Source organism: Actinomycetospora sp. CA-053990, assembly GCF_050948445.1.
Taxonomy (GTDB): Bacteria; Actinomycetota; Actinomycetes; order Mycobacteriales; family Pseudonocardiaceae; genus Actinomycetospora; species Actinomycetospora callitridis.
The window spans coordinates 4,147,833-4,169,000 of sequence record NZ_CP192043.1 but is presented as its reverse complement, the minus strand read 5'-3'; the positions used below and the strand labels follow the sequence as shown (position 1 = coordinate 4,169,000).

The window sequence follows — 21,168 nt, the reverse complement described above, 5'->3', positions numbered from 1 at the left end:
CTGAGACATCACACCCGGCTATAGCCGGGAACTTCGCTCACGGAGGGGGTCAGCCGTCCAGCTCCGCCAGCGCGGTCTCGGCCTGCACGATGATCGCCTCGGGCCCCGTGACCTCGTCAGGGTCGGCGTCGGCGCCCATGTCGCCCGCGCGGTAGCGGGTCCAGACACCGGCGTGGATGCACGCGGCCCGCCAGCGCGCGAAGGCGAGGTAGTAGGCGATGTCGACGTCCTCGGTGCCCGTCGCCGCGGTGTAGCGCTCGATGAGCTCGCCGCGGGTGGGGTAGCCGCCGGCCGGGGTCGGGCTCGGGAGGGCCTCGGGCACCGTGTCGCCCGGCTCGCTCCACGACACGAGCAGGTGCCCGAGGTCGCAGAGCGGGTCGCCGATCGTCGCCAGCTCCCAGTCGAAGACCGCGACGGCCTGCCCCTCGGGGGAGTAGGCGATGTTGCCGGGCCGGTAGTCGCCGTGGACGATCCCGACCGCGCCCTCGGGGACCCGGGCGGCGAGGGCGTCGTGGGCCGCGTCGAGGGCGGAGAGGTCCTCCATCGCCGACGAGTGGGCCTGGCGGTGCCAGCGCTTGAGCTGGCGCGCCACGAAGTTGCCGGGCCGGGCGAGGTCGTCGAGCCCCACCGCGCCGGGCTCCACCGCGTGCAGGGCGGCGAGGACGTCGATCGTCGAGGTGCCGACGACCGCGCGCGCCTCCTGCGGCACCTTCTCGCCGGACTCGGTGTCGTTGAGGACCTTCCCGGGCGCGAAGTCCATGACGTAGAGGTCGGCGCCCCAGACGTCGTGGTCGTCGCAGAACGCGCGTGGCGTCGGGACGGGGACGTCCGTCGGGTTGAGCGCGGAGAGGAACCGCCACTCCCGGCTCATGTCGTGGGCCGTCTCCAGCACCCCGCCCAGCGGCGGCCGTCGCAGCGCCCACGCGTGCCCGGCCTCGTCGGTGACGCGGTAGGTCAGGTTGGAGCGCCCGCCGGTGATGCGGGTGAACTCGAGCGCGCCCTCGATCTCGTCGATGTGCTCGCGGAACCAGCGCACGACGACGTCGGGGACCTCCTCGGCGCTCACGACGCACCGCCCGGGCGCAGCACGATCTTGCCGACCTGGATGTTGGACTCGAGGTGACGGTGCGCGTCGACCACCTGGTCGAGACCGTCGAACACGCGGTCCACCTGCGGGGAGAAGGAGCCGTCACGCAGGCCTGCGCCGACGAAGGCGCCGGCGCGGCGGAGGCGCTGGGGATCGTGGGTCATCGCGAACAACGTATAGGTCCGCATCCACAGATCGGGCAGCGTCTCGGCCGGGAACGGCGTCGGCTGCCCCGAGAGCAGGCCGTGGATCGTGAGGATGCCGCCCGCCGCGGTCGCCCGGGCCAGGTCGGCGACGGCGGGGCCGGCGACGGCGTCGAAGACGTGCTCGCAGCCCCGGCCGTCGGTGATCTCCAGGACGCGGTCGACGAGGTCCTCCTCGCCGGTGGCGACGACGTGCGCGGCGCCGGCGTCGCGCAGCTGCGGCGCCTTCGAGCTCGACCGGCTGGTGGCGATCGGGACCGCGCCGACGCGGTTCGCCACCGCGATCGCCGCGAGCCCCACGCTCGACGTGGCGGCGGTGATCAGGACGTGGTCGCCGGCCTTCAGGCCGCCCGTCTCGACCAGCCCGCCGTAGCCGACGAGGAACGGCATCCACACCGCGGCGCCGTCGACCCAGCTCGTCGCCTCGGGCAGCGGCACGAGCGCGCGGGCAGGCACGACGGCGCGGTCGGCGTAGACGCCGTAGTCGTTCATCGAGAACGCCGGGACGACGCTGATCCGGTCGCCCACCGACCAGCGCGTGACGCCCTCGCCCAGGGCCGCGACGGTGCCCGAGCACTCGTAGCCGAGGCGGGCCGGCAGCTGGGTGGCCTCGATGTACTCGCCGCGCCGGAACATCGACTCGGCCCGGTTGAGGCCGATCGCGGCGACGTCGACGGCCACCTCGCCGGGCCCCGGTGTCGGGTCGGGTTCCTCCTCGATCCGCAGCACGTCGGGGTCGCCGAACTCGGAGAACCGCACCGTCCGCGTCATGACCGCAGAGCTTGCCGCCTCGACGATCACGACGCACGGTCTGTCGCCGCGCCCTGCGCGGGTCTAACGTGACTCGTGACCGGAAACGAATTTCGGTCACGAGTCACGAGGAGGGCCCGCGTGAGCCGGGTGGCACGGATGCTGGACGCGGCGGGGGAGCTGCTGCTCGCCCACGGCTACCATCGGGTGACGATCGAGGACGTCGCGCGCCGCGCCGGCGTCGGCAAGGGCACTGTGTACCTGCACTTCGCGAGCAAGCTCGACCTGTTCGCGGGGGTCCTCGTCCGCGACTCGATCGGGACGACGCGCGACCTGCTGGCCGCGCTGCACGCCGACCCGCGTGAGGCCGCCCTCGACGCGACCCTGCGCTCGACGTTCCTCGCCGTGCACCGCCGGCCCCTGAGCCGGGCGCTGCACACCGGCGACGTCGAGATCCTGGGCGCGGTCGTGACGGACACCAAGGCGGGCCTGGAGGTCGTCACCGACAAGACGGAGTTCGCCGCCGAGCACTTCGCGATGCTCCACCGCCACGGCCTGCTCGCCGACGACCCCGCGACGACGCCGGACCTGACCTACCGGCTGCGCGCGGCGGTGCTCGGCTTCTTCCTCGACGACCTCGTGCCCACCGACGGGATGGGTCTCGTGGCCCGGGCCGACGCCCTCGCCACCCTCGTCCGCGCGGGCTTCGCCCCGCCGGGCGAGCCCGACCCGGCCGCGCTCGCCGCGGCCGCGCCCGAGCTCGCCGCGCTCTACGAGCGCACCATCCACCACCTCACCGCGGCCCTCCCGGAGGAGCCATGACGCACACCGTTCTCGACCTGCCACCCGACGTCGCGGATCTGCCCGTCCTGCTCGACTGGCTCGCCGACCGCCGCGCCGACGCCCCCGTCTGGCGCGACCGCTACGGCCTGCACCACGTCTTCCGGCACGCGGACGTCGAGGTCGTGCTGCACGACGTCGCCACCTTCAGCTCCGACTTCTCGGCGGTCATGCCGGGCTCCGAGGCGATGAGCAAGGGGATGCTGACGCGGCTCGACCCGCCGGAGCACAAGGCCCTACGGCACCTGGTCAGCGCCGCGTTCACGCCCCGGCGCGTGGCGGCCCTGGAGCCGCGGATCCGGGAGCTGACGCGGTCGATGCTCGACGGGGCGGGCGCGTCGTTCGACCTCGTCGACACGCTCGCGTTCCCCCTGCCGGTCACGGTGATCGCCGAGATGCTCGGGCTGCCCGCCTCGGACCGTCCCCGCTTCCGGAGCTGGGCCGAGGGCCTGTTCTCGATGCAGGTCGACGACCCGAAGGAGGCCGTCGTGGACCCGAAGGTCCGCGACGCGATGGGCGAGATCACCTCCTACCTCGGCGACTGGTGCCGGGCACGGCGCGCGGACCCCACCGACGACCTCATCTCCGCGCTGGTCACCGCCGAGGTCGACGGGCGTCGCCTCGACGACGAGGAGGCCGCCAACTTCTCGATGCTCCTGCTGCTCGCCGGGCACATCACCACCACGCTGCTGCTCGGCAACGCGGTCCGGGTGATCGACGAGAACCCGGGCACCTGGGCGGGCCTGCGCGCCGACCCCTCGACGATCCCGGCCGCCATCGAGGAGGTGCTCCGGCTGCGCCCGCCGTTCCCGATGACCGGCCGCGCGACCACCCGCGACGTCGAGATCGCGGGGACGACGGTGCCGGCGCGGTCGATCGTCATGCCCTGGCTGCTCTCGGCGAACCACGACCCCGACGCCCATCCCGACCCCGAGCGTTTCGACCCGACGCGGGCCGGCATCGGCGGCGGCTCGCAGCTCGCGTTCGGGCACGGCATCCACTTCTGCCTCGGCGCCCCGCTCGCCCGACTCGAGGCGCGCGTCGCGCTCGAGGAGATGACGTCCCGGTGGGCTGGGCTGTCCGTGGGCGAGGGGGAGCAACGTCCGTGCACGGGTCGTGTGCTCGGGACGCGGCGGCTGCCGGTGGTCGCGACCTGATCGGGTGACCGCCATCCCCAGTGACCGAACGTCGATTACGGATCACGATCAGTCACTATGACGGCGTGTCCCGTGCCGCGCTCGCGCGCTTCGTCCTCGGGGTCGCCGTCGCCGTGTGCGCCTCGGCCGCCGTGTTCACCCTGGTGACCCTGCGCGGGCCCGTGGTGGCCGCTGTGCCGGCACCCGATCCGGCCGCCGTGCTGAGCGGCCCGGCGGCCGCGCCGGTGGGGGAGCGGGTGGTCGTGCAGACGGTGGTCGACGCGGTCACGTTCGACGCGCGCCTGCCCGACGGTGGGCCGGTCGTGCGGGTGCGCGCCCTGGGCGTGCAGCCGCCCGGCGCCTGCTACGGCGCGCAGGCCCGGGCGTTCGCGGCGCAGGTGCTCGACGGCCGCGCGGTGATCCTGGGCGCCGGGGCGGGACCCGCGACCGACCGCTTCGACCGCAGGCTCGCGGCCGTGTCCCTGGTCGGCGGCGCCGACTACGCGGTGCTCGCCTCCGAGGCGGGCATCGCCCGCGCCTACGCCGCCGACGCCCGGCCGGAGGCCATGGCCCCGGTCCGCGCGGCCCAGGACCGCGCGCGGCTGGCCGAGCGCGGCGTGTGGGGCGAGCCCTGCCGCGGGGCCGAGACGCCCTCGCCGGCCGAGACGAGCACCGGCGGCTCCTGACCCTCGTGCAAGCCCTGCGGCTTCGCTTGCACCCAGTGCCAGCTCAAGGGGAGCACGCCGATAGGGCCGCATCGTCGCGGGCCGCCGCTCGGGAGCGCTCAGAGGACCTTGCCCGGATTGAGGATCCCGTGCGGGTCGAGGGCGTCCTTGACCGCGCGCTGCATCGCCAGCACCTCGGGGCTCTGCTCGCGCTGGAGCCCCTCGCGCTTGAGCAGCCCGACGCCGTGCTCGCCCGTCACCGTGCCCCCGAGCGACAGCGCGTCGGCGAGGATCTCCTCGAACGCCGCCTGGGCGCGCCGCCGGGCCGGCTCGTCGCCGACCGGGGTGATCAGCAGCGGATGCAGGTTCCCGTCGCCGGCGTGGGCGAGGTTCGCGATCGTCGTCTCGTAGCGCCGCCCGATGTCCTGGATGCGGCCCAGCATCTCGGGCACCGCCGCCCGGGGCACGCACACGTCCTCGGTGAGCACCGGGCCGAGGCGCTCGAGCGCCGGGTACGCCAGCCGGCGGGCGGCGAAGAGCGCGTCGGCCTCCTCGGCGTCGGCGGCCTGCGCGGCGAACGTCGCGCCCGCCGCCTCGAAGTGCGCCAGCATCTCCGCCGCCTCGGCGTCGCCCGCCGCGCCGGGGGCGTCGGAACGCCCGAGCAGCACGACGTCGGCCTCGGCGGCCAGGCCCATGTTCTTCCAGGCGTCGACGGCCTCGAGGCACGTGCGGTCGACCAGCTCGAGCGCCGACGGCGTGAGCCCGGCCGCGGTGATCGCGGCGACGGCCCGCCCGGCGTCGACGACGGAGTCGAAGTAGCCCGCGACCGTGTGCTCGGGCGCGCGGGCGGGACGCAGCTTCACGGTGACCTCGGTGATCACCCCGAGCGTGCCCTCGGACCCGACCATCAGCCCGGCGAGGTCGAGCCCCGCGACACCCTTGGCGGTGCGCCGGCCCAGGCGCACCAGCTCGCCGAGCCCGTTGACGATCTGCATCCCGAGCACGTAGTCGCGGGTGACGCCGTACTTGACGCAGCACACCCCGCCGGCGTTCGTGGCGACGTTGCCGCCGATGGTCGACCAGGGCGAGCTCGCGGGGTCCGGCGGGTACCAGAGCCCGCGCTCGGCGCAGGCGGCGCGGAGGTCGTCGTTGACCACCCCGGGCTGCACGACCGCGAGACGCTCGGAGCCGTCGATCTCCACGATGTCGGTCATGTGCTCGGTGGAGAGCACGACGGCGCCCTCGCTCGCGTTGGCCCCGCCCGACAGACCGGTGCCGGCGCCCCGCGGCACCAGCGGCGCGCGGTGCTCCAGGCAGGCGTGCACGACGGCCCGGGCCTCCTCGGACGTGCGCGGACGCGCCACCGCCGCGGGCACCGCGTGCGGCGCCCACTCCGCGTCGTCGTGGGCGTAGCTCGCCAGGACGTCGGGGTCGTCGAGCACGCGGCCGGCGGGGAGCGCCGCCAGGAGCGCCCCCACGACGGGAGCCGGTGTCGCGGCCGGAGGTACGGCGGTGGTGCTCATGGCGCGCCCCTTCGTCGGGTCGGTCGGTCCACGGTAACCGCCGTCGGGCGTCCGCCGGAGGGGTCGACGCGACGCGCCCGGATACTCCGAGTGAGAGCGCAGACACGCAGCGTGCCAGGATCGTCCCGTGTCGCGAACGATCGCCCGTCTCGCCCGCCTCGCCGTGCTCGTCGGCGGAGCCGCCCTCGTCGCCGCCTGCTCCGGCTCCGCGGACGCCGCCGGCCCGCTCGTGACCGAGGGCGTCCTCGCCACGCCCGCACAGGGCGGGCCCGCGATGACCTACGCGCCGGCCACCGCACCCGAGGGGGCGCAGGTCGCCCTCGAGGTCGTGCCCGGTGACGGGTCGACGACGGCGACCTTCCGCGTCACGGGGATGCTCCCGGACCGCGGCTACGCGGTGCACGCGCACGTCCGCCCGTGCGGGACCTCCGGCAGCGACGCCGGCCCGCACTTCCAGAACCGCGTCGACCCGGCCGCGACCCCGCAGGCCCCGTCGTCCGACCCCGCCTACGCCAACCCGCAGAACGAGGTCTGGCTGGACCTGCGCACCGACGGCGACGGCGCCGGGACGGCGACGACCACCGTGCCGTTCGCGTTCCCCGACCGGGCGCCGGCCTCGGTCGTGGTGCACGAGAAGGAGATGACGGCGACCGCCCCGGGCCAGGCCGGCACCGCGGGCGGGCGACTGGCGTGCCTCACATCGACCTGGCGCTGACCGCCCCAGCGGCTAGCGTTCCCGCTCGATGAACGCCGGACCGACCCTGACCGTCTGCCGCGACTGCTGTTGCGGCACCTCGCGCAAGCACCCCGGCGTCGATCACCGCGCCCAGCTCGAGCGCTTCCGCGGCGCCCCCGGGCGGCTCCGGGTCAGCGACTGCCTCGACGCCTGCGCCTACTCCAACGTCGTCGTGGTGTCGCCCTCGAAGGCCGGCCGCGCCGCCGGCGCCCGCCCGGTGTGGCTCTTCGGCGTGCTCGACGACGAGACCGAGGCGGAGGTCGTCGCGTGGGTCGAGGCCGGCGGTCCCGGGGTGGCCGAGCCGCCGGGCCTGCTCGACCTCCGGATCTTCACACCGGCCCGGAAGGTCCGCGCCGCCGTCGACTGAGCCCCGACGGCCGTGTAAGAGGGTCACATGAGCGACGAGCAGCGCGTGGCCGTGCTCCAGGAAGCCGAGCACATGACCGTCGAGACCCGCCCGGTGCCGACGCCGGGCCCGGGCGAGGTGCAGGTCGCCGTCCGCGCCGTGAGCGTGTGCGGCTCCGACGTGCACTACTACGACCACGGGCGCATCGGCGGGTTCGTCATGCACGCCCCGCTGGTGCTGGGCCACGAGACGTCGGGTGTCGTCAGCGCCGTCGGCGACGGCGTCGAGGAACCGGTCGTCGGGACGCGGGTGGCCGTCGAGCCGCAGCGCAACTGCGGCCGCTGCGAGCAGTGCGTGCGCGGGCGCTACCACCTCTGCCCGCACATCGCGTTCTTCGCGACGCCCCCGGTGGACGGGTCGTTCGCGCAGTACGTGGTCGTGCCCGCGAACCGGGCCCACCCCGTGCCCGACGCGCTCTCCGACGACGCCGCCGCGATGATCGAGCCGCTGGCCGTCGCCGTGCACGCGGCGGGCAAGGCCGACATCGGGCCCGGGACGCGGGTGCTCGTCACCGGCGGCGGCCCGGTGGGTCTGCTGTGCCTGCAGGTGGCGCGGGCCCGCGGCGCCGGGCACGTGACGGTGTCCGACCCGGTGGAGCGCCGGCGTGCGGTCGCCCGCGACTTCGGGGCCGACGCCGTGCTCGACCCGTCCGTGCAGACCGCGCAGGACGTGCCGCCGGTCGACGTCGTGCTCGAGTGCAGCGGGGTGCAGCCGGCCGTGGACCTCGCGGTCGCCGCGACGGCCCCGGCCGCGACCGTCGTCCTGGTCGGCACGGGCGCGCAGGTCACGCTGCCCCTCGACGTCGTCCAGTCCCGCGAGCTCGTGCTCAAGGGCGTGTTCCGCTACGCCCACGTCTACCCGGCCGCGATCGCGCTCGCCGCGTCCGGCGCCGTGCGTCTCGACGACATGGTGACCTCGCACCACGACCTCGACGGCGCCGTCGACGCGCTGCTCGCCGCCCGCCGCGACCCCGACGCCATCAAGGCGGTCGTGCGTCCGGGCTGAGTCGTCCGTCCGGACTGAGTCGTCCGTCCGGACTGAGACACACCTCCGGCCGGGCCGCGCGTGGCGGTCCCGGCCGGAGGTGGGGTGTCGCGGAGGGTCAGGCGGCGACGGCGTTGCTGACGACCTCGGACGCGCGGCGGGCGATGCCGCGGAGCTGGTCGCCGGGACGCTGCTGCTCGCTGGCCTGGGCGGAGAGCACGACGATCGCGCCGGTGAGCGCGGGGATCGCGTACTGCAGGGCGTGCAGCTGCCGGTTGGCGCGGGCGACGTCGACGGGCAGCGACTCGGCCGCGGCGCTGACGGACTGCCCGATGCGCTTGTCGGCCTCGCGGACGGCCTCGGTCGCGCCGCTCGCCCCGCCCTGCTCGGCGGTGCCCGACGGCACCGGTGAGGTGGTGGACGAGGGGACGCCGGGGGACTGGTGGACCACGGCGTCCTCGACCTTCTTGCCGACGAGACGCGTGTAGGCCGAGGCGGCGAGGGCGGCCGCGGTCAGCGCCAGCTTGGCGTTGACGGTGCCCGCGTGGCCCTTCTGCGCCACGGCCCGCTTGCGGTTCTCGGCGAGCAGGCCGGCGCCGCCGACGACGTGCGCGCCGATGGCGAGGGCGTTCACCGGGCTCCACTTGGCCCAGCCGATGCTGGAGACGCGGTCGGCGGTGCGGCGGTCCCCCGACTCCTCGGCGGCGGCGTTGAGGCCGGCGAGGCCGAACAGCGAGCCGCCGAACCAGGCCGCGAGGCCGACGTCGTGCATGGCGTGCAGGACGGTGTTGCGTGTGCTCATGAGGACTCCCTGGTGTCCGGACACGTCAGAGCTCCGCGGGGTCACCGCGGATGTCGTGACGGGGGGTGGCGGACGGACCGCCGGACGGGGCTGAGCTGCTCAACCCGTTGGGGTCGGGCTATCCGGTGCGCCGCGGGGCAAACCGCCGTCACGGTGTCGGTAGCCACGTCGGGGACGCGGGTAGCCGCCCGCGTGCAGCCTTCCGCAGACCAGGGGCGCCCGGTGGCGCTCGTCCTCGGAGCGAGCCGGGGGCTCGGCTTCCTCCTGGCGCAGGAGCTGGGTCGGCGTGGCCACGACCTCGCCGTCGTCGCCCGCTCCGCCGACGGCCTGGAGGCGGCACGGCCCGACCTCGAGGCCACGGGGGCGACGGTGCTCGCCCTGCCGGCAGACCTGTCGTCGCGACCCGGCGCGGAGGCCGTCGTCGAGACCGCCGCGCAGCGGTTCGGGCGCCTCGACGTCGTGGTGGCCAACGCCGGCATCATCCAGGTCGCGCCCGTGGCCGCGCTCGACGTGCAGGACGTCGTCGACGCCCACGACGCGATCTTCTGGAGCGCCGTGTACCCGGTGATGGCGGCGCTGCCGGTCCTGCGCCGCGGCGGCGGCGGGCGGATCGTGGTGATCACCTCGATCGGCGGCAAGGTCCCCACGCCGCGGCTGCTGCCGTACACGGCGGCGAAGTTCGCGACGGTCGGGTTCGCCGAGTCGCTGCGCACCGAGGCCGGGCGCGACGGGATCACCGTGACCACCGCGGTGCCGGGGCTGATGCGCACCGGCTCGACGCGCAACGCCCTCGTCGGCGGCGACCGGGAGGCGGAGCTGCGGTGGTTCACCGCGCCGGCGTCGCTGCCGGTGCTGTCGATGGACGCCGGCGCGGCGGCCCGGCGGATCGTCGCCGCCGGGCTCGCCGGCCGTCCCGAGGTCGTGCTCACGCCCGCGGCGAAGATCGGCCTCCGCGTGCACGGGCTGGCACCGGGGCTGACGCAGCGGGCCCTCGCGCTGTTCGACCGCCTGCTGCCGGCACCGGGGGAGGACCCGCCGCGGCCCGGACACACGCTGCCCGAGCAGCCGCGGTGGCAGCGCATGCTCACGAGCCTCGACCGCCGCGCGGCCGTCCGTCACCACGAGCACGACGACGAGACGCCGCGCCGCTGACGCGGGTCAGAAGTCCCGTGCCACCTCGTTCGGCGTGCCCCGGGTGAGGCTCCGGAGCCGGATGCGGCGGGTGAGCCGGATCAGCGGCCGGATGCCGAGCTGGACGCTGCCGATGACGAACAGCGTGACGCCGACGTTGAAGAGCTCGTGCCAGTAGAAGGCGATGCTGCCGACGGTGAAGAAGACGAAGATGCCGATGTCGTTGATGATGCTGAGCAGCTCGTAGCGCTGCCGCAGGACGAGCTCCTGGTTCCCGAGCGTCAGGGTGATGGGCTGGCCCTCGTGGCCGGCGTCGGGGTCCTGCTGGTCCTCGGCGCCCTCGGCCTGGTTGCTCGTGTCCTGGCTCATCGCGGCCTGCCTCCGGGTGTGTCCGGCGGGGTGCGTCGTCCCCCACGTGTCGGCCTCAGAGGTGGGTGATCCGTGGGCTCGCCAAACCTCGTCGGTCCGTTTGCGGGCTCACTCCGGTGGTGACACGGTGGTCGCACCGGTTCACGCGACAGCCGGCGCCCCACCACCCGGACCGTCCTCCGGAGGCGCCGTGAGCCTGCCCCGTCGTGCCGCTGACCTCGTACGCTCCTGGCCGCTGGTGCGCCAGCTGACCGGCCCGGACCCGCTGGGCCGTGGCGCCGCCGTCGAGTCCTCCGGGCCCGGGTGGCGCGCGCGCACGACCGAGGCCGACTCCGTCACGCGCTCGGTCTGCCCCTTCTGCGCCGTCGGCTGCGGGCAGAAGATCTACGCCAAGGACGGCCGGGTCACCCACATCGAGGGCGACCCCGATTCGCCGATCAGCCGCGGCCGGCTCTGCCCCCGGGGCTCGTCGAGCCTGTCGCTGGTGACCTCGCCGTCGCGCATCACGAAGGTGCGCTACCGGCGACCGGGAGGGACCGACTGGGAGGACCTCGACCTCGACACGGCCATGGACATGATCGCCGACCGCGTCGTCGACACCCGTTCCCGCACGTGGCAGGACACCGACGACGAGGGCCGCGTCCTCCACCGCACCCTGGGGCTCGCGCACCTCGGGGGCGCGACGCTGGACAACGAGGAGAACTACCTCCTCAAGAAGCTCTACACCGCGCTCGGCGCCGTCCAGGTGGAGAACCAGGCGCGCATTTGACACAGCTCCACCGTCCCCGGTCTGGGGACCAGCTTCGGTCGCGGCGGCGCCACCAACACGCAGCAGGACATCGCGCAGGCCGACTGCGTCGTGCTCGAGGGCTCGAACATGGCCGAGGCGCACCCGGTCGGCTTCCAGTGGGTGATGGAGGCCAAGGCCCGCGGAGCGCAGATCCTCCATGTCGACCCGCGGTTCACGCGGACCAGCGCGGTCGCGGACACGCACGTCCCGATCCGGCCGGGCACCGACATCGCCTTCCTCGGCGGGCTGATCCGCTACGTGCTGGAGAACGAGCGCGACTTCCGCGAGTACGTCGTCGCGTACACCAACGCCCCGATGCTGGTGCGCGAGGAGTTCGTCGACGCCGGTGACGAGGACGGCCTGTTCTCGGGGTGGGACCCGGAGACCAGGTCGTACGACACCTCGACCTGGCAGTACGAGGGCGCCGAGGTCGCGGCGGCATCGGGCAACCGCGACGACTGGTCGCGGGTCGCCGACTCGCAGGAGGCCCAGAAGGTCTCGCACCTGCTCGGTCAGTCGGAGAGCGCGGGCTCGGGCGGGGCGACGTTCCGCGGCGAGCCCCACCGCGACGACACGCTGCAGCACCCCCGCTGCGTCTACCAGGTGCTGCGCCGGCACTTCGCCCGCTACACCCCGGAGATGGTCTCCCGGGTCTGCGGGATGAGCCCCGCCCAGTTCATGCAGGTCGCCGAGGCGATCTGCGCCAACTCCGGACGCGAGCGCACCACGATGTGGGTGTACTCGGTGGGCTGGACCCAGCACACCGTCGGCGTCCAGTACATCCGGGCCGCGTCGATCCTGCAGGGCCTGCTCGGCAACGTCGGCCGGCCCGGCGGCGGGATCATGGCCCTGCGCGGCCACGCCACGATCCAGGGCTCCACCGACATCCCGACGCTCTACGACCTGCTGCCCGGCTACATCCCCATGCCGAACGCGCACAAGGAGATGCACCTCGCCGAGTACCTGGCGGCGGACTCGGCCACCAAGGGCTTCTGGGGCAACATGCCCGCCTACGTCATCAGCCTGCTCAAGGCGTGGTTCGGCGACGCCGCGACGCGGGAGAACGACTACGGCTTCGACTGGTTGCCGCGCATCTCCGGCGACCACTCCACGTTCACCACCGTCCTCAACATGATCGACGGGCAGTGCGAGGGCTACTTCGTGCTCGGTGAGAACCCGGCCGTCGGCACGACGAACTCCAAGCAGCAGCGCCACGGCCTCGCCGCCCTGAAGTGGCTCGTGGTGCGCGACCTGCAGGAGATCGAGACGGCCACGTTCTGGAAGAACGGGCCGGAGATCGAGACCGGGGAGCTGCGCACCGAGGACATCGACACCGAGGTGTTCCTGCTCCCGGCCGCGACGCACATCGAGAAGGCCGGCTCCTTCACCAACACCCAGCGGCTCCTGCAATGGCGGCACAAGGCCGTCGAGCCACCGGGCGACTGCCGCAGCGACCTGTGGTTCGTGTGGGAGCTGGGCCGGCGGATCCGCGCGCGGCTGGCCGGGTCGCAGCTCGACAGGGACCGCGCGATCCTCAACCTGACCTGGGACTACCCCACCGAGGGGCCGCACGGCGACCCCGACGCGCACGCGGTCCTCCGCGAGATCAGCGGCGTCGACGAGCACGGCGACCCGGTCCCGGGCTACACCGCGCTCGAGGACGACGGCTCCACGGCGTGCGGATGCTGGATCTACTCCGGGGTCTACGCCGACGGCGTCAACCAGGCGGCGCGGCGGGTGCCCGCGGGCGGGGAGAGTCCGGCCGCGCTGGAGTGGGGCTGGGCGTGGCCGATGAACCGGCGCGTGCTCTACAACCGCGCCTCGGCCGACCCCGAGGGCCGGCCGTGGAGCGAGCGCAAGGCCTACGTCTGGTGGGACGAGGAGTCCCAGCGCTGGACCGGCCACGACGTGCCCGACTTCGAGGTGGACAAGCCGCCGTCGTACCGCCCGCCGACCCGGGCGAACGAAGAGACGGGGAGAGAGGAGGTCGTCGCCGAGGCGGAGGACGCGATCGGCGGCGACGAGCCGTTCATCATGCAGGCCGACGGCCGCGTGTGGCTCTACGTCCCGACGGGCCTGGCCGACGGACCGATGCCGGTGCACTACGAGCCGGAGGAGGCCCCGACCCGCAACGCGCTGCACCCGAAGACGCGGTCGAACCCGGCCCGCCAGCGCTTCGAGCGGCCCGACAACCTCTACAACCCGTCGGACCACCAGCCGGGCTCCGAGGTCTTCCCGTTCGCGTTCACGACGTTCCGCATCGCCGAGCACCACACGGCGGGCGGGATGAGCCGGTGGACGCCCTACCTCGCCGAGCTGGCGCCGGAGATGTTCGTCGAGGTCTCCCCGGCGCTGGCCGCCGAGCGCGGCCTGGAGCACACGGGGTGGGCGACGATCGTGACCGCGCGGTCGGCGATCGAGGCGCGGGTGGTGGTCACCGAGCGGATGAAGCCCCTGCGCATCGCCGGCGAGACCATCCACCAGGTGGGGCTCCCGTGGCACTGGGGCCCGAACGGCCTGGTCACCGGCGACGCGGCCAACGAGATCATCGGGATCTCGCTCGACCCGAACGTCCACATCATGGACACCAAGACCGGCACCTGCGACGTGGTGGCCGGGCGCCGCCCGCGGGGGGAGGACCTGCTGTCCTTCGTCGACGGGTACCGGAGGAGGGCCGGGCTCATCGACGGGACCGGCTGACCTACCCCACGCGCAGCTCCACCCGCCGGCTGGCCTCCAGCGAGCCCAGGGGGTCCCGCGGGCCGACGCCGACGGCGGTGAGACTCCCGGCGGGGACCCCGGCCGCCTCCAGCCGGCGCACGACGTCCTCGGCCCGCTGCTGCGAGAGCACCTGCGCGTCCCCGGTGTCCTCGCCGGTGGGGGCGGTGTGGCCCTCGACGGTGACCGAGGGCCCGGGGCTCGCCTTCAGCACGGCGGCGAGCCGGTCGACCGCGCCGGTCGCCTCGGCGTTCGGCGTGGCGCTGTCGGCGGGGAAGCGCAGGGGCGTCAGGACGAGGACCTCGTCGATCGTCTGCTGGAGCACCGCGACGTCGGGGGCACCCGCGGCGCGGGAGGTGGTGGGCGTCCCGGGGGGCGGTGCGGCGGGCGAGGCCGCGGCCGGGGAGGGCGTGCCGGATGTCCGCGTGAGCGCGACCGCGGCGGCCACCCCGCCCAGGAGCAGCACCGCGAGCAGGGCGATCAGGAGCACGCCCCGCCGTCCGCCGACCCGCGCCGCGTGGGTGCCGCCACCCGCCGGGCCCCGGCCGCCCCACCAGTGCGCGCCCGTGCCGGGCCCGCCCGTGACGCGCCCGCGATGCAGCCCGCCGCCTCCGCCCGTCACCGGACCTCGCCACCTCCTCCGCAGTCGTGACGCACTGTGCCCGGTCCGGTGCCCGACTCGCCCGGGTCCGGACGGAAAGAGGCCGGACGGCGCTCCCGAGGCTGGGCCGAACGGCGCACGTGAGCGAAGTTCCCGGCGATAGCCGGGAACTTCGCTCACGGGGGCGGGGTGCGTGACGGGAGACGTGGGGGCGAGGAGGATCGCCGGTCGTGTCGACCCCGAGCTCCGAACCGGCCCTGCGCGTGCTGCGCCGCGACGACGTGCTGGCGGCGGCGGTCGATGTCGACCCCGTCGCGAGCGTGGAGGCGACGCTGCTCCTGCACGCGCGCGGCGCGACGACCCTGCCCGACGAGGCCTACCTCCCGTGGCACACGGCGTCGGGCGCCTTCGCCCGCAGCCTCGCGCTGCCCGGCGCGGTGTGGGGCGACCGGCCGGCCGTGGGCCTCAAGGTGATCAACTCGAGCCTCGACAACCCGTCGCGGGGGCTGCCCCGGGCGCAGGGCTGGACGTTCCTGTTCGACCCCGACACCGCCCGCCCGATCGCGATGCTGTCCGCGGCGTGGATCTCCGCGACCCGGACGGCGGCCTACACGGTGCTCTCGGCGCGCCGGCTCGCCGCGCCCGGCCTCGACCGGATCGCGGTGCTCGGCTGCGGCGCGCTCGCCGAGTCGCACCTCGACCTGCTGCGCGTCGACCACCCGGACGCTGCGGTGGTCGTGTTCGACCAGGATCCCGCCCGCGCACGGTCGCTGGCGGCGCTGCGGCGCGCGGAGGTGGCCGACGACCCGCGCACCGCCGTCGAGGGCGCCGGGCTCGTCGTCTGCACCACCACGACCACCACCGGCTACATCGCGCTCGACTGGCTGGCGCCCGGCGCGCTGGTCGCCCACGTGTCCCTCGACGACGTGCTGCCCGAGGTCGCCACCGGGGCCGACCTGGTCGTCGTCGACGACTGGCCCCTCATCGCCGCCGACGACCGCCGGCTGTTCGGGCGGATGCTGCGCGAGGGAACGCTGTGCGGGCCGGGGGAGTCGGCGCCGGGAGCGCGCGCCGTCGACGCGACGCTCGCCGACGTCGTCGCGGGCCGGCACCCGGGGCGGGCGAAGGACACCGACGTCGTCCTGAGCAACCCCTTCGGCATGGGCGTCCTCGACGTCGCCCTCGCCGCCGACGTGTACGACGCCGCCCTGGCCCGCGACCTGGGCACGGTCCTCGAGCCCTGACGTGCGTGATCTTCTGAGTGATGGCTCAGAAGATCACGCACGTGGGGCTACTCCGCGCCCGTGCGGGGCACCAGGCCCGCGGCGCGGATGCCGGCGACCACGGCCTCCTCGTCGGCCAGGGACGCGTCACCGCTGGCCCCGGCCGCGCCGAGCAGCTCGCCCGCCTCGTCGTGGATGAAGACCCCGCCGGGCACCGAGAACACCTTGCCGCCGGTCAGCGAGGCGACCGAGGTGAAGAACTCCGCCGAGTCCGCCGCCCGCGCCGCGATGGCCCGGCTGTCCATGCCCAGGCCGAGCACCCCGTAGGCCTTGGCCGTCGCCACGTCGGGGCGCAGGAACCCCGACCCGTCCTCGCGTCCGAGCGCCACCGGCGCACCCCCGGGGTCGAGCACGACGACGGTGAGCGGCTTGAAGCCCTGCGCCCGGGCGTGGGCGAGCGCGGCGGACACGATGCTCTGGGCCTGCTCGAGGTGGATGCTCATGGCGGGCCGGTACCCACCGTGCGCCCGGCCATCACACCAGACGCCGCGCGACGTCGCCGCGTCACCGGCCGGTCGCCGTGCGCGATCGGGTGACGGTCCCGGCGATCTCCGTACGCCCACCGCTCGTCGGTTCCTCGCCGACGGTTCGTCGTGCCGCCGCGCGTGGGCCGGGCCGGTGGTGATCGGCATCCATTAGTGTCTTCGCGACCGTCACGGAGGGAGGCGACGGCGATGGACGGACGTCACGGCGTCCCCACCCGTGTCCCCGAGGTGCGCACCACCACCGCGGCCGACACCTCCTCCCCGGCCCCGGCCCCGGCCCCGGCCCCGGCCCCGGCCCCGGCCCCGGCCCCCGCCCCGCCGGCCACCGTCGGCCCCGGGCTGATCGACGGGCTCGACGAGGGCGTCGTCGTCTGCGACCCCGCCGGCGTCGTGCGCGCCGCCAACGCCGCCGCCCGCGCCCTGCTGCCCGACCTGCGCGTCGGCGAGGTCGTGGACGTCGCCCGCTGCGAGGTCCTCGCCCGCGCCGTCCGGGGCGAGGGCCCGGGGACGGGCAGCTTCGAGGCCGTCGTCGACCACCCCGAGGGCGAGCGCCACGTGCGCGGCCGCCGCGGCCCGGTGCTCGGGCCGACGCCGCCCCCGCCGCCCGAGCCCGGCGAGGGCGACTCCACCTGGTTCCTGCGTGACGTCACCGGCGAGCACGCCCGCACCGACACCCTGCTCGCCGCCCAGGAGCGTGCCGCGTTCCTCGCCGAGGCCGGGCGCGCCCTGCACGGCGTCCTGCACCTCGACCGGACGGCCCGCCGCGTCGTCGCGCTCGCCGTGCCGCGACTGGCCACCGGGGCCGTGCTCGTGATGCGCCACGACGACCGGGTCACCTGGGCGGCCACCGAGCTCGGCGGTGGCCGACCGCGCCTCGGGCACGCCGCCGCGTCCGCGCTGACCCGGGTCCCGCGCGTCGCCGCGGCGCTGGCCGACGAGGGCGGCGGCGTCGACGTCGACCCCTGGCTCGCCGAGGAGCTCGCCACGCTGACCGGCCTCGACGCCCCCGGCTCCGGGGCGCCGCTGCGCGCCTGCCCGGTGCCCGTCACCGGCGTCGTCGACGCGCTCGTGGTGCTCGCCGGCCCCCGCGCGGCCGACGGCGACGCGACCGATCCCGAGGAGGACCTGCTCTCCTCCTGCGTCGCGCGCGCCGGCGCCGCCCTCGCCGCCGCGGCGCTGCACGAGGAGCAGGCCCACCTCGGCGCGGTCCTCCAGGAGAGCCTCGCCGCCCCGCGCCTGCCCGAGACCGACGGCGTCGTCTGGGGCGCCGCCTACCGCCCGGCCCGTGAGACGATGCGCGTCGGCGGCGACTTCTACGAGGTCGTGGGGCCGCGCGGGCCCGAGGGCCGCTCGGCGTTCCTGCTCGGCGATGTGTGCGGCAAGGGGATCGAGGCCGCGGTGCTCTCCGGCCGGGTCCGCCAGTCGTGGCACGCGCTGCGCCTGCTCGAGGACCGCCCGGCCCGCCTGCTGCCGCTGCTCAACACCGCGCTGCTCGACGCCGTCGCCACCCGCGACGAGGGCCCGCGCTTCGCGACGATGGTGCTCGGCGACGCCCGGCCGCAGGACGACGGCACGGTGGCGCTGCGGCTCGCCACCGGCGGCCACCCGCCGCCGCTGGTGCTGCGCGCCGACGGGAGCGTCGAGACGGTGCCGGTGGCCGGGATGCTGGTGGGCGGCCTGCGCGAGGCCCGGTTCGGCGAGGCCGAGGTGCTGCTCGGTCCCGGCGACACCTGCCTGCTCTACAGCGACGGGGTGGTCGAGGCGCGCGGCCCCGGCGACTTCTTCGGCGAGGAACGCCTGGCCGCGGCCCTGCCCGCCTGCGCCGGTGCGCCCGCCGCGGTGGTGTGCGAGCACCTGGAGCAAACGGTCGTGGAGTGGCTCGACGGGCACGACCACGACGACGTCGCCCTCCTGGCCGTCCAGGCCCCCGCGTGACCACCCCCGACGCCCTGCGCGTCGCCTACCTCGAGCGCGTCGCCGTCTCCGACGAGGCCGGCGCGATCGCGGTGGCCGTCGACGCGCTCGACGCCGGGGTCGACCCCGAGGTCGTGCTGCTCGACGTCGTCGCCGCGGCGCAGCGCGAGGTCGGCGAGCGCTGGGCGGCGGGGAGTGGACGGTCGTCCAGGAGCACGTGGCGACCCACATCAGCGAGCGCGTGGTGGCCGCCGTCGCGCGGCACGCCCCGGCGCCCCCGCCCACCGGCGCGGACACCGTCGCCGTCGCCTGCCTCGACGGCGAGTGGCACGGCCTGCCGGCGCGCCTGCTCGCCGAGGTGCTCGCCCGCCACGGCTGGCGGGTGGAGTTCCTCGGCGCCTCGGTGCCCGCCGCGCAGCTCGCCACCCACGTCCACCGCGCGGGCCCGGACGTCGTGGCCATCTCCAGCTCGCTGGCCTCGCGGCTGCCCGCGGCGCGCCGGATGGTCGAGGCCTGCCGGGCCACCGGCACGCCCGTGCTCGCCGGCGGGCCCGCGTTCGGCGAGGACGGCCGCTGGGCCCGCGCCGTCGGCGCCGACGGCTGGGCGCCCGACGCCCGCGCCGCCGCGGCGATGCTCGCGGCCGATCCGGAGGGGCCCTGGTTCACCGAGGAGCCGAGCGACGCGACCCCCGTCGACCGCACCGCCCGCGAGGAGCAGGCCGTGCTGCACGCCCGTCGCGCGGAGCTGATCCGGGTCGCGGGGACGGCGGTCCGCCGCGACGAGGACATCCCCGACGAGCTCGCCGACGACCTCGGGCACCTCGTCGACTTCCTGGCCGCCGCCGTCTTCGTCGACGACCCGTCGCTGTTCGACGGGTTCGTGCGCTGGGTCGGCTCGGTGGCGATCCCGACGGGCCTGCGGCTCGACGAGGTCGGCCCGGTGCTCGACGCCCTCGCCGCCGCCCTGGCCGATTCACCCCGCACCGCGGCGCTGCTGCGCGACGCCCACGGCGGCCTGCCGACGCCGGTGGCGTGATGGCCGACCTGACCATCCGGACCGAGCGGACCGACACCGACACCGTCGTCTCCGTCGGCGGCGACCTCGACTACGACTCCCAGGGCCGCCTCGAGGAGGCGCTCGACGCCGCGCTCGACGGGGGACGACCGCCGTCCGGGCTGGTCGTCGACCTCGCCGAGGTCACCTACTGCGACTCCTGCGGGCTGCGCGTGCTGCTCGGCGCGCAGGCCCGCGCCCACGACGTCGGCGCCACCTTCGTCCTGCGCGGCGCGCAGGGCCAGCCCGCCCGCGCGCTGAAGCTCACGGGCCTGGACCAGGTGTTCGGCTAGCGCGCCGGGGTCAGCAGCGGCGTGCGCCGGTAGAGGTCGACCGACGTCACGGCGAGCCAGACCCACACGAGGACCACGCCGGCCCAGAACCCCAGCACGACGACGGGTGACGACGAGCCGCTCGCGATGCCGGCGAAGGCGACGAGGAACAGGACGCCGGTGGCGCGGGAGAACCACGCCATGCCCGGGCGGCCCTGCCCGGCGAAGTGGCGCCCGAGGAGCAGCGCGCCGGCGACCAGGCACAGGAAGCCGAGCCCCCCGAGCACGAGGTGGCCGATCCCGCCGACCGTGACGACGGTCGGCGGCCCGTCGGGGATGCCGGGCGGGAAGCCGTTCATCGGGTCGGCGACGAACACGCCGGCACCGACGAGCCCCAGCCCGTAGCCGGCGACGAGACGCGGTCCCCAGACCGTGCCGGGACCGCCGCCCAGGGTGCGCAGCGCCCGCCCCATCCCGACGGCCGCGGCGATCGTCATCAGCCCGGTGACGACGAGGTTCGCGGTCTGGATCCAGCCCCACGGGCCGTTGGCCAGCAGGCTGAGGTCGTGGCGGGCGAGGTCGTAGCCGTCGCGGGTGAGGGCCTGGGCGAGGCCCACGACCAGGTAGAACGGTCCCGCCAGCACCCCGTAGCCGAGCAGCGAGCGCGTCACCGCGGCGTGGCGGTCGGCGTCACCGCGCCCGACCAGCGGGCTTCCCGAGGGACCGGTCATGCCGGAGCACGGTAGTAGTCCTGGTACCGTACCGTCTAGTTTTCGTCGAAGGGCGGAGGGCGACGTGACCGCGGGGAAGCGCGAGGTGATCATCGGCGCCGCGACCGAGCTCTTCCTGCGCCAGGGCTACCAGGCGACGAGCACCGAGCAGATCGCCGCGGCGGCCGCGGTGTCGAAGCAGACGGTCTACAGCCGGTTCGGGGACAAGGAGAGCCTGTTCCGCGAGATCGTGCTCGGCGTCGCCGCCACCGCGGAGGCCTTCGCCGCCGACCTCACGGCGTCCCTCGCCGACGTCTCCGAGGCGCAGGACGTGGCGCCGGTGCTGCGCGCGCTGGCGCGGCGCTACCTCGCCGCCGTGATGGACCCGCAGGTCCTGGCCCTGCGCCGGCTGGTGATCGGCGAGGCCGCCCGCTTCCCCGAGGTCGCGGCCGCCTACCACGAGCGGTCACCGGCGATGGTCCTGGCGGCCCTCGCCGACGGGTTCGCCCGGCTCGCCGGCCTCGGGCTGATCACCGTCGACGACCCGCGTCGTGCCGCCGGCGACTTCGCGTTCCTGGTGCTCGGGCGGTCGCTGGACCACGGCATGTTCCACGTCCCGGCGACGACCCCGTCCGACGCGGAGATCGGCGCCATCGCCGACCACGCCGTCGACGTCTTCCTGGGGTGCGCTGCGCGCACGTGAGCACTT

Annotated in this window: 21 protein-coding genes and 1 pseudogene; 14 read left to right on the top strand and 8 right to left on the bottom strand. The window is 75.4% G+C overall.

What is annotated here, in order from left to right; genetic code table 11:
* Nucleotides 1-49: 49 nt before the first annotated feature.
* On the bottom strand, nucleotides 50-1,066 hold the full coding sequence (locus ACQPYN_RS21480) for a phosphotransferase family protein (RefSeq protein ID WP_433027375.1): 1,017 nt from the start codon (nucleotides 1,064-1,066) through the stop codon (nucleotides 50-52).
* Nucleotides 1,063-2,061 (bottom strand): zinc-dependent alcohol dehydrogenase family protein, encoded by a 999-nt coding sequence (locus ACQPYN_RS21475; RefSeq protein WP_433027372.1) that lies wholly within the window; start codon nucleotides 2,059-2,061, stop codon nucleotides 1,063-1,065. The genes ACQPYN_RS21480 and ACQPYN_RS21475 overlap by 4 nt, the downstream gene beginning before the upstream one ends.
* Nucleotides 2,062-2,181: 120 nt before the next feature.
* Between ACQPYN_RS21475 and ACQPYN_RS21470 the strand changes: the two genes are divergently transcribed.
* The 3 genes from ACQPYN_RS21470 (at nucleotide 2,182) to ACQPYN_RS21460 (ending at nucleotide 4,702) form a co-directional block, all read left to right on the top strand.
* A complete protein-coding gene (locus ACQPYN_RS21470) occupies nucleotides 2,182-2,862 on the top strand; it encodes a TetR/AcrR family transcriptional regulator (RefSeq protein WP_433027369.1) in 681 nt (226 codons plus the stop codon).
* Complete coding sequence (locus tag ACQPYN_RS21465; protein WP_433027366.1) at nucleotides 2,859-4,037, top strand: cytochrome P450; 1,179 nt, start codon at nucleotides 2,859-2,861, stop codon at nucleotides 4,035-4,037. Before ACQPYN_RS21470 ends, ACQPYN_RS21465 begins: the two co-directional genes overlap by 4 nt.
* Nucleotides 4,038-4,102: 65 nt before the next feature.
* Nucleotides 4,103-4,702 carry a thermonuclease family protein gene (locus ACQPYN_RS21460; protein WP_433027363.1) on the top strand — a complete coding sequence of 200 codons (600 nt, stop codon included), beginning with the start codon at nucleotides 4,103-4,105 and terminating at the stop codon, nucleotides 4,700-4,702.
* Between the two features lie 98 nt (nucleotides 4,703-4,800).
* Here the strand turns inward: ACQPYN_RS21460 and ACQPYN_RS21455 are convergent, their stop codons facing one another.
* A complete protein-coding gene (locus tag ACQPYN_RS21455; RefSeq protein WP_433027360.1) occupies nucleotides 4,801-6,204 on the bottom strand; it encodes an FAD-binding oxidoreductase in 1,404 nt (467 codons plus the stop codon).
* A gap of 127 nt (nucleotides 6,205-6,331) precedes the next feature.
* Here ACQPYN_RS21455 and ACQPYN_RS21450 point away from each other — a divergent pair, with 127 nt between their 5' ends.
* Genes ACQPYN_RS21450 through ACQPYN_RS21440 form a run of 3 tightly spaced genes read left to right on the top strand, consistent with a single transcriptional unit; the run spans nucleotide 6,332 to nucleotide 8,351 of the window.
* Nucleotides 6,332-6,919 carry a superoxide dismutase gene (locus ACQPYN_RS21450; protein WP_433027357.1) on the top strand — a complete coding sequence of 196 codons (588 nt, stop codon included), beginning with the start codon at nucleotides 6,332-6,334 and terminating at the stop codon, nucleotides 6,917-6,919.
* Nucleotides 6,920-6,947: 28 nt separating this feature from the next.
* On the top strand, nucleotides 6,948-7,307 hold the full coding sequence (locus ACQPYN_RS21445; protein WP_433027354.1) for a hypothetical protein: 360 nt from the start codon (nucleotides 6,948-6,950) through the stop codon (nucleotides 7,305-7,307).
* Between the two features lie 27 nt (nucleotides 7,308-7,334).
* Nucleotides 7,335-8,351: an NAD(P)-dependent alcohol dehydrogenase gene (locus ACQPYN_RS21440; protein ID WP_433027351.1), complete on the top strand. Its 1,017-nt coding sequence runs from the start codon at nucleotides 7,335-7,337 to the stop codon at nucleotides 8,349-8,351.
* Between the two features lie 97 nt (nucleotides 8,352-8,448).
* Here the strand turns inward: ACQPYN_RS21440 and ACQPYN_RS21435 are convergent, their stop codons facing one another.
* Nucleotides 8,449-9,132: a hypothetical protein gene (locus tag ACQPYN_RS21435; RefSeq protein WP_433027348.1), complete on the bottom strand. Its 684-nt coding sequence runs from the start codon at nucleotides 9,130-9,132 to the stop codon at nucleotides 8,449-8,451.
* A 222-nt stretch (nucleotides 9,133-9,354) separates the two neighbouring features.
* Between ACQPYN_RS21435 and ACQPYN_RS21430 the strand changes: the two genes are divergently transcribed.
* Nucleotides 9,355-10,284: an SDR family NAD(P)-dependent oxidoreductase gene (locus ACQPYN_RS21430; RefSeq protein WP_433027345.1), complete on the top strand. Its 930-nt coding sequence runs from the start codon at nucleotides 9,355-9,357 to the stop codon at nucleotides 10,282-10,284.
* A 6-nt stretch (nucleotides 10,285-10,290) separates the two neighbouring features.
* Here ACQPYN_RS21430 and ACQPYN_RS21425 read toward each other — a convergent pair whose 3' ends face one another.
* The gene (locus ACQPYN_RS21425) at nucleotides 10,291-10,632 is read right to left on the bottom strand and encodes a YrhK family protein (RefSeq protein WP_433027342.1); all 342 of its coding nucleotides are present in this window, start codon (nucleotides 10,630-10,632) and stop codon (nucleotides 10,291-10,293) included.
* A gap of 196 nt (nucleotides 10,633-10,828) precedes the next feature.
* Here ACQPYN_RS21425 and fdh point away from each other — a divergent pair, with 196 nt between their 5' ends.
* The gene (fdh, locus tag ACQPYN_RS21420; RefSeq protein WP_433038979.1) at nucleotides 10,829-14,122 is read left to right on the top strand and encodes a formate dehydrogenase; all 3,294 of its coding nucleotides are present in this window, start codon (nucleotides 10,829-10,831) and stop codon (nucleotides 14,120-14,122) included.
* Between the two features lies 1 nt (nucleotide 14,123).
* On the opposite strand, the gene ACQPYN_RS21415 is transcribed toward fdh, so the two are convergent.
* Nucleotides 14,124-14,762, bottom strand: a complete 639-nt coding sequence (locus ACQPYN_RS21415) for an OmpA family protein (RefSeq protein WP_433027339.1) — start codon at nucleotides 14,760-14,762, stop codon at nucleotides 14,124-14,126.
* Nucleotides 14,763-14,971: 209 nt separating this feature from the next.
* On the opposite strand from ACQPYN_RS21415, the gene ACQPYN_RS21410 reads away from it, so the two are divergent.
* Nucleotides 14,972-15,985, top strand: coding sequence for an ornithine cyclodeaminase family protein (locus ACQPYN_RS21410; RefSeq protein ID WP_433027336.1), 1,014 nt, complete (start codon nucleotides 14,972-14,974; stop codon nucleotides 15,983-15,985).
* Nucleotides 15,986-16,032: 47 nt separating this feature from the next.
* Here ACQPYN_RS21410 and ACQPYN_RS21405 read toward each other — a convergent pair whose 3' ends face one another.
* Nucleotides 16,033-16,467 (bottom strand): GlcG/HbpS family heme-binding protein, encoded by a 435-nt coding sequence (locus ACQPYN_RS21405; RefSeq protein ID WP_274187837.1) that lies wholly within the window; start codon nucleotides 16,465-16,467, stop codon nucleotides 16,033-16,035.
* Nucleotides 16,468-16,698: 231 nt separating this feature from the next.
* Here ACQPYN_RS21405 and ACQPYN_RS21400 point away from each other — a divergent pair, with 231 nt between their 5' ends.
* The 4 genes and pseudogenes from ACQPYN_RS21400 to ACQPYN_RS21385 all read left to right on the top strand — a co-directional run bounded on the left by ACQPYN_RS21400 (nucleotide 16,699) and on the right by ACQPYN_RS21385 (nucleotide 19,770).
* Nucleotides 16,699-18,444 (top strand): PP2C family protein-serine/threonine phosphatase, encoded by a 1,746-nt coding sequence (locus ACQPYN_RS21400; protein ID WP_433027332.1) that lies wholly within the window; start codon nucleotides 16,699-16,701, stop codon nucleotides 18,442-18,444.
* Nucleotides 18,354-18,605 (top strand): annotated as a pseudogene (locus ACQPYN_RS21395) (hypothetical protein); the annotation flags it as partial. The gene ACQPYN_RS21400 and the pseudogene ACQPYN_RS21395, both read left to right, overlap by 91 nt.
* Nucleotides 18,606-18,640: 35 nt before the next feature.
* On the top strand, nucleotides 18,641-19,459 hold the full coding sequence (locus tag ACQPYN_RS21390; protein WP_433027330.1) for a cobalamin B12-binding domain-containing protein: 819 nt from the start codon (nucleotides 18,641-18,643) through the stop codon (nucleotides 19,457-19,459).
* Nucleotides 19,459-19,770: an STAS domain-containing protein gene (locus ACQPYN_RS21385; protein WP_433027327.1), complete on the top strand. Its 312-nt coding sequence runs from the start codon at nucleotides 19,459-19,461 to the stop codon at nucleotides 19,768-19,770. Before ACQPYN_RS21390 ends, ACQPYN_RS21385 begins: the two co-directional genes overlap by 1 nt.
* On the opposite strand, the gene ACQPYN_RS21380 is transcribed toward ACQPYN_RS21385, so the two are convergent.
* The gene (locus tag ACQPYN_RS21380; RefSeq protein ID WP_433027324.1) at nucleotides 19,767-20,480 is read right to left on the bottom strand and encodes a DUF998 domain-containing protein; all 714 of its coding nucleotides are present in this window, start codon (nucleotides 20,478-20,480) and stop codon (nucleotides 19,767-19,769) included. The genes ACQPYN_RS21385 and ACQPYN_RS21380 overlap by 4 nt on opposite strands.
* Nucleotides 20,481-20,544: 64 nt before the next feature.
* Between ACQPYN_RS21380 and ACQPYN_RS21375 the strand changes: the two genes are divergently transcribed.
* A complete protein-coding gene (locus ACQPYN_RS21375; RefSeq protein ID WP_433027321.1) occupies nucleotides 20,545-21,162 on the top strand; it encodes a TetR/AcrR family transcriptional regulator in 618 nt (205 codons plus the stop codon).
* The last annotated feature ends 6 nt before the right edge of the window (nucleotides 21,163-21,168 follow it).